Below are 11,885 nucleotides of genomic sequence, written 5' to 3'. Positions count from 1 at the left end.
ATTACAAACTATTATAGTAATCTAAACTGCTCAAAATATCGGCTGTAGATACACGGCAGTTAAACGTGCATTTGCCAGTTGTTTCTAGTAAAGAGAACAAAATGTTACCATCCTCATTCTTTTTATCACTTTTCATCAATTCCAAAAGCGTTTCAAAACTTTCTTTTTTAATGTGGTATTTAGGATATAGTGAGCGCATATACTCGCTAATATCTTTTAATTCTTCTTTCGTTAAGCCACTGTTTTTAATTGACAAGGCAGCCTCGCAAACAAAGCCAATAGCAATTGCTTCGCCATGTGTAAGCGGGTTTTCATCGTTCTCTAAAGAATAGCTTTCAACCGCATGACCAATCGTGTGACCAAAATTTAAAATCTTACGCAGATTTTTTTCATGTGGGTCAATCTTTACAACCTCATTTTTAATCTCAACAGAACGGTAAATATCTTCTGCCGATGGCGTTAAATAATCGGTAGTTTTTAACTTTTCATAGTAAGCTTTGTCGTAAATTAAACCATGTTTAATCATTTCGGCAAAGCCTGATAAAAGCTCTCGCTGGGGTAAAGTTTTCAAAAATTCAGTTTCGATAAAAACCATTTGAGGTAGCGTAAAAGTACCTACCATGTTTTTAACGTTATCAATATCGATACCTGTTTTACCGCCCACTGAAGCATCAACCTGCGAAAGTAATGTAGTTGGAACATTCACAAAATCGATACCACGCTTAAATGTTGAAGCAATGAAACCACCCATATCGGTGATTACGCCACCGCCTAAATTTATCATTAAACTTTTACGGTCGGCTTCAAAATCTAAAAGCGTTTTCCAAATGCCTATACAGAAATCTATGTTTTTGTTTTCTTCGCCAGCAGAAGTTTCAATTAAATCGAAATCTGCAAAGTCATCCATCATCGATTGAAATACCGGCAAACAGATTTCGCTTGTATTTTCATCAGCAAGAACAAAAACCTTACTGTATTTATTACTTTCTAAAAGTGCTCTTAAGGCATCTAAATTGCTTTCGAAATAAAGCGAATGGCCTGCGCTAGTTAAGGTTTCCATTAAATTACTTCGATTTTATCTTGTTCAAAAGTGATAATATCGCCAACCCTTACTTTATAACGCTTGCGAAATTCTACTTCTCCATTACATTTAACTAAGCCATCCATTACTACGGCCTGGGCATCTCCACCTGTTCCAACCAAACCCGTAGCCTTTAAAAGCTGGATAAGTGGTATAAATTCGCCCTCTAATTTGAATTGTATCATTTTGTTGCAAAAATACGATTATTTCGATGTTTTACGTTCCAACAATGGATGCTTTTTATAATTTTGCATCCGTCTGACTTATTACACAACAAATGATTGATTCATCATCCAATAAACAACCCAATTTTGACAACACCGAAGTTGCTTTTCGCCAAAAAACCAATGCCGAATTAAAAAAGGCTTTTTGGCTTTTTAAAATGATAGGCAGCAATTTCCTTACAAAAGTTGGTCCTCCGATTACAAATTTCTTTTTAAATATTGGTTTGCCAATCCAGGGCGCCATTAAATCGACCATTTTTCAGCAATTTTGCGGTGGCGAAACCATTGCCGAATGTGATAAGGCAATTGCCCAACTGGCTAAGGGTGGTGTTGGAACTATTTTAGATTATTCGGTTGAAGGAGAGGAAGAAGAAATTGTTTTCGACGAAACTTGCCAGGAAATCATTCGAACCATTTTGCGTGCCAATGGCGATAAAAACATCCCGATTACCGTTTTTAAAATTACGGGAATTGGTCGCTTTGCATTATTAGAAAAATTAGACGCAAAACAAAGCTTAACTTCTGCAGAACAGGCTGAATTTGACAAAGTTAAATTGCGTTGTGAAATGATTTGCCGCACCGCTTTTGATAAAGGCGTACCAATTATGATTGATGCTGAAGAAACCTGGATTCAGGATACTATAGATGAATTGGCTTTAGATATGATGCGTAAATTTAACCAGGAACGCATAATTGTGTACAATACTTACCAAATGTATCGCCACGATAAATTAGCCGATATGAAAGCCGACCACTTAATTGCCAAAGCTGCAGACTTTATATTAGGCGTTAAAATGGTTCGTGGTGCATATATGGAAAAGGAGCGCAAACGTGCTGCTGAGCTGGGATATCCATCACCAATACAACCCGATAAAGAATCATCAGATAGAGATTACAATGAATCTTTGCGTTATTGCGTAGATCATATTGATGAGATTGCAATTGTTTGCGGAACGCACAATGAAGATAGCAGTCGTTTGCTTACATACCTCTTAGACGAGAAAAAAGTAGCCCACAATCATCCACACGTTTACTTTGCGCAACTTTTAGGCATGAGTGATAACTTGAGTTTTAATCTTGCAGATGCAAATTATAATGTGGCCAAATATGTTCCTTACGGCCCAATTAAAGCTGTAATGCCATATTTGTTTAGAAGAGCACAAGAAAATACTTCAGTTGCCGGCCAAACCGGTAGAGAGTTGGGTTTAATTGAAAGGGAATTGAAGAGAAGAAGGCTTTAAAATATTTTTATTGATGTTTTGGAAATGTATGGACTGTGGTTCTTGGAAGAATGCAGTCCCGCTTTCTGCTTCAATCTTTTTCAATCCTATTAGGTTTTAAAAACCTTATAGGATTAATAAAAAGTATTTCCGCGCTCCAATCGGGTTTAGAAACGAAGCTTTTGGCCAAACACTTAATCATATAAAAAAAGGCAGCTAAAGCAAACTATAATAATAAGAAATATATTATCATGGTTTTGATTCATTGCCCTTTCTATTAATCAATGTATTGGAATATTGCTTAGTCTTTCTCTACTACAAAGCCCTGTTTGCCTGTAAGCAAATCGTAGAAAAGAATAAAATCACTTGCCAATGAGTATCCAGGATATTTGAAAGTTGCCGGCTTGTTCTTTTCAAAGAAAAAATGACCAATCCAAGCAAAGCCATAACCTAAAACCGGCATCGCTAAAAAGAACAGCCAGTTGTGGAACATAAAACCTGTAAAAAAGGCCAATACAACTAAACCGGTGCCAATAAAATGCAGCACCCGCGATGTTGTATTAGTATTTTCTGACAAATAGTATGGATAGAACTCTTTTAATGATTTAAACCTTTTTTCTGCCATAATCTTAATTTACAAAATTCCGTGTGCCTTTAAAAATGATGCTAATTGGGCTGGTTTTTCAGTCATTAATAAAGTATTTAAACCAACTTTTTTTGCGCCTTCAATATGCTGCGGACTATCATCAATAAACAAAGTTTCTGCCGGATTTAAATTATTGTCCTTTAAAACCTGTTCAAAAATGTTGGTATTTGGTTTGCGCAATTTCATGTGTTGAGAAAAGTAGGCCTTCTCAAAATAATCATCATAATTGTTTAGCTGGAACGTAGTTTTAAGGTAATTGATAATCCAATCGTAATGAATTTCGTTATTATTACTCAATAGAAAAGTTCTGTATTTTTCTTTAACTTTTAAAAGAAGTTCATGATTTTCCTGGTGTGTACCAATCAATAAACTATTCCAGGCATCATCAATTTGGCTACTCGTTAATTCAGGTTTGTTTGCAGCTTTTCTAATCCCCTCCCGAAATTTAGCCGGAGAGATTGCTCCAGTTTCAAAATCATCAAATAATTGATTATGAGATTTATGCGCAAAGAAATTTTCGATATCCGTTATGCCTAATTTTTGGAAAGATGCCTGGGCAATTCTGAAATCGATGTCGAAAATTACGTTTCCGTAATCAAAAATGATGTTTTTGATGTTTTGCATGAGTATTAAACTTTTTGCAAATATCTTTAAATAATTATGATTCTGATATAGGAATTTTAATTTAGCTAACAAACGTTTTTTACTTTTCTGATTTGAATTTTCGAGCCATTATCCAACAAAAATGTAAAATCCCAGTATAGGTCTGTTACCTCCACATTGATATTTTCTATCCTACCAGAAATTCCTTTGTCATTTTCTATTGATGTGTTTGTCTTTAAACTCAAAAGGTCGGATGTTGGTGTAAGCTCATCAATTTTTATCATGCATAAATATAAAGGCTTAAAAGGTTAACATTCAAATTGCATACTCAGAAATTATACAGGATTACAATTTAACCACCGTTTTTTTGCTTTTTCGTAGGTATCGTCGCCTAAGTGAATCCCGTTTCCATCTCCTCTGATAAGTTGATTAGCGGTTACAAAACCATTGTTTCCATTTATAAAATTTATGCAAAGCTGCTTAATCAAGTCAACATCTTCGTTCGCAATAGCATCCATGTCTAAATCCATTAATTTAGCAAAATGCTCAGAACCATCTATTTGCGATTTGTATACCTCGGGTGCTTCAAAAATCTTGGTTATTGGGTTTAAAATGGGTTTTATGCATGGATTTATTCTTACCAAACAAGCTGTATTACTCAAGGATGGATCGATAATAGAGTAGGCAATAAATGTTGCTGAATCTGGTGGATCGCCTAAAATACTTGTCGACATTTTCTTGATATCCGAAACAAAGGTTAAATCATAATCTGTAAAAGCTAATTTGTTATTTCTATTCTTTTCAAAAATATTTTGAATTTCCTGATTGCTCGAAGTTTGATAATCTGCAATCATAGCTTGTCCACCCGTACCGGTTCCTAACGATAAAATTTTATAGTCGCTCAATGGAATATCATTATTCGTCATCGCCTCAATTAAGCCTGCCAAAACTGGATTGTTAAAACCTGAAACTGCACCATCCCACATTTTTGTTTTACGTACATCCTGGCCATTTAGTTGACTAATTTTAATTTCGGCAGGTGCATCAAAATAATTAACCGGTGCATTGCTTGATGAATGTATTGCATGGCCCAGGCTAATTTGATAGTATTTACCACCACTAAAAGCATCAGTTTTACTAGCTATATTTGAGCGGAAAAAGGTTGCTCTTTGTCTGAAATAATCGAAGCCAACAATTAATATCTGTAGTGCTGGCTTCCCAATTATTTGCGGGAGTTCGTTTATGTTAATCTCTAGGGTAGGTTGTGTGGTTTTACCTTGGAGCATTAATTTATTGTAAGCTTTTAAAACGTTGTGCAAACCCGATAATTTGCGCTCCATGCTATAGTTAGGACCTAAAACGTTGGTTAAACTAGCAATGTTGCGCCATTTTAATTTCTCCCAGAATGATAGTTTTGAAAATACCTGTTTGCGTTTGCCTTCATCTTCAAAAACAGAAATAATTTCGCTCAACTTCATGTCATTACAAAGAGTAGCCAGTATTAAACTCCCACCAGAATTTGCAATCACCATATCAAATTTTCTCAATAACTCATGGCCGTTTAAATCGCCATAAATATCTTGCAATACTCGGACTTGTATCAATGCCCATGAACCGCCGCCATCAAGAGATAAAATTTTATAAGACATAATGTAAGTGTTTGAGCTGCTTTAAGCTAAAAATCGTGAATTATAATCGATTATGAAAGATTTATAGATTGTAGTTACAATATCCTAATTTAAAGTTATTCGCATTATCCCTACAAAGGGGGATTTTATTCCTGTTTTATATCAGAAAAAGATTGTAATTTTATACATCCTTAATTCTCTCATTATGAATAAGTTAAATGACTTGTCTGAAAACGAACTTTATAGAATTGCCGGATATGCGAATCAGCTACAGCAAAGTAGTAAATCGGTAGAATTTATACCTGAGCTTATTACACATCAATCAGAAAGCTGTATTGGTTATCAAGGTGTTTTCAATTGGTCTTGCATGCAATATTTAAGTATCAGTAATTCTATAAAAACTATTTTAGGTTATGAACCTGAAATATTTATTAAAAAAGGTTTAAATTTTAGTCTAAGCATCATCCATCCAGTCGATTTGGATAGGGTAAGGGCTGTTCATCAATCTATTTTCGAGTACTATTATAAAACGCCTAAAAGCCAACGTCCAAAATTACGTTTTGGATATAATTTAAGGGTGAGGACTAAAAACCAGGATTACATTCACATTTTGAGGCAGAGTAATTTTATTAGTTTTACTGATGATGGAAAACCTGTAATAGAGTATATCAATTGCACCGATATAACGGGTTTTAGTTTTAACAATGTGATTTGCTTAACGGTTCATTTATTATCTCCATCAGGTACTTTTGAACTAAGCCACGAACAAGAATTTCCTGAAATTGATAGTAATTTATCAAAAAGAGAAAAAGAAGTTTTAGAATTGGCGAGCCAGGGCTATACAAGTAAGCAGATAGCTGCTAAATTGTATTTGTGTACTGAAACCATTAAAAGCCATAGAAAACATATTATTGCTAAAACAGGCGTTGGCAATATGGCAGCGGCAATAAACAAAATAATAAGACACTAAGTCTAAAACTCCTATCTCTTGTGGAATGGTTTTTGACTTTCACTCGATATGTAATTTCAAATTGTCTGCAATTATAGTTTTCTAAAAACCAGACAATACCTAAACTATGTTATTACATATTTATTTATCAGTTATTCTTTATTGAATTAATAAAGTGATTAACTGTTAAATTGGAAGAGGGATATTTATCCCTCTTTTTATTTTCTTATTGTAATTATTCTTCCCGTAACCAAATGAAATTCATAGGTTCTGTATAAAGCGTCTTCAATTATATTTATATCTTCAACCAGGCCGGTTTTACTAAACGTATCTGTAACTAAATCGCCTTTCTTAATATCCTGGAGCTCCTCAGAACTGGTATCATTGTTAATCCTTTTCATTTTGTAAAAATAACTAATGGAAAGTCATTATTGTTTTTAACAGTTTTTACATATTCTTAAACAGAGTGATAAAATTTTAAAAAGTCTGTGAAATGTCATATAATAGCGCTAACTTTCAATTATGGGCGATACATTAAATTTCATATTAGGGGTTGGTTTTATACTTGGCGGTTTTAGCGTATTCTGTGTAATATTTGGTGGCGGAAAAAAGAGCTAAAAATAAAAGTTATGTAATGATGAAATCTTTGGACTATTACTTCAGTCGGCCCATTATATCAAAATACATATCTCCATTTAGTTGATTTATTCTTACAACAATATCCCTAACCGGAGATTTGTTCACTAAATCTTTAGGTAATCCTTGTGAGTACTCGAAAGAATAATCAGAAAAATCGGTTATATTTTTGGTGTTGTATAGGTAATAATAGCCGCCTTTATTCGCTACTTTAACATACCAGTTAAGTATGTTTGGCTCGCCAATATTGGTGAATTTAATTTCTGTTTGATATAACTGAAGTTTAATCACGTCTGGTTCAGGGATATCCTTTTTGCATCCTTGAAACAATACAATAACAAAGCAGAAATATGATAGTGATTTCATTGTTATTCAACAAATATATAGTTATAAGAGTTTTAAATATATTCATAAACTATACAATGTGTATGATTAAATTTACAATTTAAATATTCATATTTTGAGTAAAACCTCTAAACAATCTAAACAATTTGAAATTTAAGCTGTTATTGTTTAAAGTATTAATGTCGCAAATCCACTCAAGGTGGCATTTGCGTAAAAATACGTATTAAGCTTTTTCCTTAATTTTGATTTTTATATGCGGATGAAGTATAATTGTATTTGAACAACAAAAGACTTTGATATAGATGATACAACTTGAAGATATCAAGGGTAGATTTAAAAAAGATAAAGCTATTAGTGCTGAGTTCCCGATTAGGGTACTGATAATTAAAGAGGCATCAGGTATACTTTGTATGAACTCTGGTGATTATGAATTATCGCCCGGAAGAGTTTTTTTTATACCCGAAGAAGGAATAATACGATTAGAAGGTGAAATTATTTCTGCCTATTGGTTAAGCTTTAGTAATTTATTGTACTCCGAATTTCTACTCCAACATACAGATTCTCAATCTAAAAATCTTTTTATGATGTTATCATTTAAAGATTTAACTACTCAACAAGCCCAAAAAGCATTTACATTATTAGAGCAACTTAAAAGGGAAATAGCCGCAAAACGAGATACTTCATATTTAGCTCAATATTTGTCTCTTTTATTAGGTTTTTCAGCGGTTTTAAATGCCGAGTTAATGGATTTATCAGTAGATGAATTACAACAGGTTTTAAGATTCAGGGCAATTTTGGAGCAATACTTTAAAACAGAGCGTTCCACCGAATTTTATGCTGCAGGTATGGGTATGTCTTCTAGAAAACTCAATTCATTCCTCAAAAAAGCATTTTCTAAAAATTTACCTGAAGTTTTATACTCAAGATTAATCCGCGAAGCGGAAGAATTATTAATCCATACAGATTATTCTGTTGCCATGATAGCCGAAATATTAGGCTTTGAGCAGGCAAATTCTTTTGTAAGTAATTTCAAAAAAACTAAAGGCGTATCAGCAGTTGAATTTAGAAAAATGAATTAGCCATTATTTTGGCTTTGAGATGAAATTTAAAAAGGATTGAAATTGAGCTTTATGCTTTTGCCTGTCGAGCTTAAAATAAAATGCACCTCGTCTTGAGCTTGATTTATCTTTTTCAGTTTGTTTTATTAATAATCCACTAGCTGTAATTTTGCGTATAAAATTCCGGTTATCAATAGGCGAATCGTAAACCTGCTCGTATAGATTTTGTAATTGAGGAATGGTAAACTTTTTAGGTAAGAGTTCGAATAAAATAGGGTGGAGCGCTGCCTGATACCTGATTTTATCCATGGCAGATTTTACCATTTCGTTATGGTCAAATATTAACTCCGGCACATCTGTAATCTTAAACCATTCTGCATGATATTGGTCATTTATTTGAGCGCTGTATTTATTAATGTCAATCAGGGCAAAATAAACTACTGATATGGTTCTTTCAATTGGGTCACGGTCTGGACTACCATAAGCATTAAGCTGCTCTAAATAAACGTCGTGTAAACCAGTTAATTCCAGTAAAATTCTTTTAGCTGCACCGTCTAAATCTTCGTCGTTGCCAATAAAACCGCCCATTAAACTCCATTTATCCTTTACTGGTTCTATGGCTCGCTTAATTACGAGTAATTTCAGTTCGTTTCCATCATAACCGAAAATGATACAATCTACGGCAACTAAAACCGGTGTTTGATTTATATACTTTGCCATACTACAAAAGTGTATTTAAAATTGGAGCGTTATAATCATCAATAAAAGCGATGATATTATTATATTCTGAAAATTCGGAAATTTCATGTGTAGTGCTTAATACAATACATTTCATGCCTGCATTTGCAGCAGATTCGACACCTTTTGGTACATCTTCAAAAACTATACAGTCTATTGCATCAACATTTAAAGCGTTTGCAGCCTTTAAAAAGGTTTCTGCATTTGGTTTGCTTACCGCAACATCATCAGCAGAAACAATGGCATCAAAGTACTGCCTTAAGTTTAATCCATCCACTACAAAATCTATATTATAAGGTATTGCTGCCGAGCCAATTGCCATTTTAATTTTATTTTGTTTCGCCTTTTCAAAAAACAAATCCAAGCCATTTATTAATGCTAAATGTGGCATATAAAGTTGTTGGTAACGTTTTTCTTTTTCAGTTGCTAATTGCTCAACTCGTGTTTCTGAAAATTTGCCAACTCCAAAAACCCTCTCCAAAACCTCAGCGTTTTTTCCATACATTTCCTTTTTTACATCTGCATACGAAATGGAAGCACCTAAATCATCCGTCATAATTCCATGCCACGCAAGGGTATGGTATTCCATATCATTAATAATGGTTCCATTTAAATCGAAAAGGAAAGCTTTAGGCTTAAATTCTGAAATGTTCATATAATTTGTAAAATATGCTAATTTATTTGGATGATTTGGAAATTGCATCAATATTATTGAATAAAATTTATAATCGTTACTATAACGTTATTTATTTTCATACTTTAGTTGCAACCAAATTATTTGTTATGAAAAAAAATAATTATCAATTTATGCTTGCGGCGTTACTTGCATTTTCATTTACAGCCTGCAATCAACCTCAAAAAAATAATGTAGACACGGCTGATAGTACAGCTAAAACTTCGGCTTACCAAACAGAGGTAGATGGTAAAAAAGTTGAATTGTTTACATTAAAAAATAAATCAGGAGCTACGGTTACCATCACCAATTATGGCGGTAGAATTGTTTCACTTTTAGTGCCCGACAAAAATAACAAACTTACTGATGTGGTTTTAGGTTACGATAGCCTTTCATCTTACCGTAAAAAAGGTGAGCCTTATTTTGGTGCGTTAATTGGTCGTTATGGAAATAGAATTGGCAAAGGGAAATTTAAATTAGATGGTAAAGAATACAGCTTGCAAATAAATGATGGCGTTAATACGCTCCATGGTGGCTTTGATGGCTTTTTTGGAAAGGTTTGGGATGCAAAGCAAATGGGAGATGATAAAATCGAATTGACTTATACATCTGCAGATGGTGAGGCGGGTTATCCTGGTAAGCTTGATGTTAAGGTTACCTATACCTTTAACGATGATAATGCTTTAAAAATTGATTACGAAGCAAAAACTGATAAAACAACGGTTGTAAATTTAACCAATCACGCTTATTTTAATTTGAATGGAGAAGGAAATAATACCATTTTAGACCATGAATTATTTATTGATGCGAATGCTTATACACCGGTTGATTCAACTTTAATCCCGACAGGTAAAATAACGCCTGTTAAAGGAACCGCCTTTGATTTTACAACGGCGAAAACTATTGGTAAAAACATTGAAGATAAAGATGAGCAATTAAAGTTTGGCAAGGGTTACGATCATAATTTTGCCTTAAATCCGCATGATGAAAACAAAGCCATTGCAAAAGTTAAAAGTGCATCAACTGGAATTATTTTAGAGGTTTACACCAGCGAGCCCGGATTACAATTTTACAGCGGCAACTTTTTAACTGGCGAAACCAAAGATGGAAAAGGAGGGAAGTCTTATTCGCATCGTTCGGCAATTTGTTTAGAAACGCAGCATTTTCCAGATGCGCCAAACCATGAGAACTTTGCTTCTACCACGCTTAAACCTGGTTCAGTTTATAAAAGCACTACAACTTATAAATTCTTAAAATAATTAGATTTTGTAAAAACGATTAGCATTTTTCAGGAAAAGGTTTTCCTTTTCCTGAAATGTTAGTCTTTTAGCGTATTTTTCTACCAAATGAAACCAATCGTTGTAGGGTCTGCTCACTAAAACAACAGGCCAATCGCTTCCATACATCACTCTTTCTGGGCCAAAGTTTTCGATGATGGTATCAAAGCATTCAAATAGCTGTTTTTCTGTCCAATTTTTCCAATCGGCTTCGACCAATAAACCCGAGATTTTACAATTTACATTTGGTTTTTGAGCCAAAGTTTTAATGTTTTCTTTCCAGGTTTTAATAGCTCCACTTTTTACATCGGGCTTACCGCAGTGGTCTAAAACTAATGGTTGGTTATCGAGCTGTTCAACAAGCTTTATTATATCAGGAAGCTGGTTATGGTAGCAAAGTAAATCGTAAGTATAATTATAGTTATTTAGCTTTTTAACACCATTAATAAAATCCTTGGCGAGGAAAAAATCTGCTTTTTCGGCTTGCAATATGTGTCTCCAGCCCTTTATCTTTTTAAACGAGCTCCAATATTTTAACCTTTCCTCTAAATTTGGGTTTTTTAAATCTATCCAACCTACAATTCCTTTAATAATTTCATTTTGTTCTGCCAACGTTAAGAGGAATTTATTTTCTTCTTCTGATTGATTGGCCTGAACGGCGATACAGTCCGTAATTTTTAGCTCGTTATATATCCTTAATAAATTTTTCGGCGAAAAATCATTCCGGATTATGCTCATTTCTTCTGTTATCCAGCTATCTCTTTTCGCATCGAAATTCCAAAAATGTACATGGGTATCAATCATATT

The 11,885-nt window shown here is 33.7% G+C and carries 15 protein-coding genes; 4 read left to right on the top strand and 11 right to left on the bottom strand.

Annotated features, from left to right (window positions below; translation table 11 throughout):
* Position 1: 1 nt before the first annotated feature.
* Positions 2–1,060: a 3-dehydroquinate synthase gene (gene aroB / locus LUA90_RS10615; RefSeq protein WP_231490954.1), complete on the bottom strand. Its 1,059-nt coding sequence runs from the start codon at positions 1,058–1,060 to the stop codon at positions 2–4.
* The gene (locus LUA90_RS10610) at positions 1,060–1,266 is read right to left on the bottom strand and encodes an RNA-binding S4 domain-containing protein (RefSeq protein ID WP_056871128.1); all 207 of its coding nucleotides are present in this window, start codon (positions 1,264–1,266) and stop codon (positions 1,060–1,062) included. Before LUA90_RS10610 ends, aroB begins: the two co-directional genes overlap by 1 nt.
* 92 nt (positions 1,267–1,358) lie before the next feature.
* Here LUA90_RS10610 and LUA90_RS10605 point away from each other — a divergent pair, with 92 nt between their 5' ends.
* On the top strand, positions 1,359–2,546 hold the full coding sequence (locus tag LUA90_RS10605; protein WP_231490953.1) for a proline dehydrogenase family protein: 1,188 nt from the start codon (positions 1,359–1,361) through the stop codon (positions 2,544–2,546).
* 280 nt (positions 2,547–2,826) lie between these two features.
* On the opposite strand, the gene LUA90_RS10600 is transcribed toward LUA90_RS10605, so the two are convergent.
* From LUA90_RS10600 to LUA90_RS10585, 4 genes are all read right to left on the bottom strand, one after another.
* Entirely contained in the window at positions 2,827–3,150 is a 324-nt protein-coding gene (locus LUA90_RS10600; RefSeq protein WP_231490952.1) for a DUF962 domain-containing protein, read from the bottom strand.
* A 9-nt stretch (positions 3,151–3,159) separates the two neighbouring features.
* Positions 3,160–3,795, bottom strand: a complete 636-nt coding sequence (locus tag LUA90_RS10595; protein WP_231490951.1) for an HAD family phosphatase — start codon at positions 3,793–3,795, stop codon at positions 3,160–3,162.
* A gap of 65 nt (positions 3,796–3,860) precedes the next feature.
* Complete coding sequence (locus LUA90_RS10590; RefSeq protein WP_231463705.1) at positions 3,861–4,058, bottom strand: hypothetical protein; 198 nt, start codon at positions 4,056–4,058, stop codon at positions 3,861–3,863.
* Positions 4,059–4,109: 51 nt separating this feature from the next.
* Complete coding sequence (locus LUA90_RS10585) at positions 4,110–5,423, bottom strand: patatin-like phospholipase family protein (RefSeq protein ID WP_231490950.1); 1,314 nt, start codon at positions 5,421–5,423, stop codon at positions 4,110–4,112.
* A gap of 184 nt (positions 5,424–5,607) precedes the next feature.
* Between LUA90_RS10585 and LUA90_RS10580 the strand changes: the two genes are divergently transcribed.
* A complete protein-coding gene (locus LUA90_RS10580) occupies positions 5,608–6,372 on the top strand; it encodes a LuxR C-terminal-related transcriptional regulator (protein ID WP_231490949.1) in 765 nt (254 codons plus the stop codon).
* A gap of 197 nt (positions 6,373–6,569) precedes the next feature.
* Here the strand turns inward: LUA90_RS10580 and LUA90_RS10575 are convergent, their stop codons facing one another.
* Together LUA90_RS10575 and LUA90_RS10570 are read right to left on the bottom strand one after the other, a co-directional pair.
* Positions 6,570–6,752: a hypothetical protein gene (locus tag LUA90_RS10575; RefSeq protein ID WP_231490948.1), complete on the bottom strand. Its 183-nt coding sequence runs from the start codon at positions 6,750–6,752 to the stop codon at positions 6,570–6,572.
* A 253-nt stretch (positions 6,753–7,005) separates the two neighbouring features.
* Positions 7,006–7,353, bottom strand: a complete 348-nt coding sequence (locus LUA90_RS10570; protein WP_231490947.1) for a hypothetical protein — start codon at positions 7,351–7,353, stop codon at positions 7,006–7,008.
* A gap of 281 nt (positions 7,354–7,634) precedes the next feature.
* Between LUA90_RS10570 and LUA90_RS10565 the strand changes: the two genes are divergently transcribed.
* Positions 7,635–8,411 carry an AraC family transcriptional regulator gene (locus LUA90_RS10565; protein ID WP_231463715.1) on the top strand — a complete coding sequence of 259 codons (777 nt, stop codon included), beginning with the start codon at positions 7,635–7,637 and terminating at the stop codon, positions 8,409–8,411.
* Between the two features lie 3 nt (positions 8,412–8,414).
* On the opposite strand, the gene LUA90_RS10560 is transcribed toward LUA90_RS10565, so the two are convergent.
* Together LUA90_RS10560 and LUA90_RS10555 are read right to left on the bottom strand one after the other, a co-directional pair.
* Entirely contained in the window at positions 8,415–9,110 is a 696-nt protein-coding gene (locus tag LUA90_RS10560; protein WP_231463717.1) for an NUDIX domain-containing protein, read from the bottom strand.
* Position 9,111: 1 nt separating this feature from the next.
* Positions 9,112–9,783, bottom strand: a complete 672-nt coding sequence (locus LUA90_RS10555; RefSeq protein ID WP_231490946.1) for an HAD family phosphatase — start codon at positions 9,781–9,783, stop codon at positions 9,112–9,114.
* A gap of 128 nt (positions 9,784–9,911) precedes the next feature.
* On the opposite strand from LUA90_RS10555, the gene LUA90_RS10550 reads away from it, so the two are divergent.
* A complete protein-coding gene (locus LUA90_RS10550; RefSeq protein WP_231490945.1) occupies positions 9,912–11,060 on the top strand; it encodes an aldose epimerase family protein in 1,149 nt (382 codons plus the stop codon).
* Here LUA90_RS10550 and LUA90_RS10545 read toward each other — a convergent pair whose 3' ends face one another.
* Complete coding sequence (locus LUA90_RS10545; RefSeq protein WP_231490944.1) at positions 11,061–11,882, bottom strand: amidohydrolase; 822 nt, start codon at positions 11,880–11,882, stop codon at positions 11,061–11,063.
* Between the last annotated feature and the right edge of the window lie 3 nt (positions 11,883–11,885).

Source organism: Pedobacter sp. Leaf170, assembly GCF_920984665.1.
GTDB lineage: Bacteria > Bacteroidota > Bacteroidia > Sphingobacteriales > Sphingobacteriaceae > Pedobacter.
This window is presented reverse-complemented; position numbering and strand designations above follow the sequence as displayed.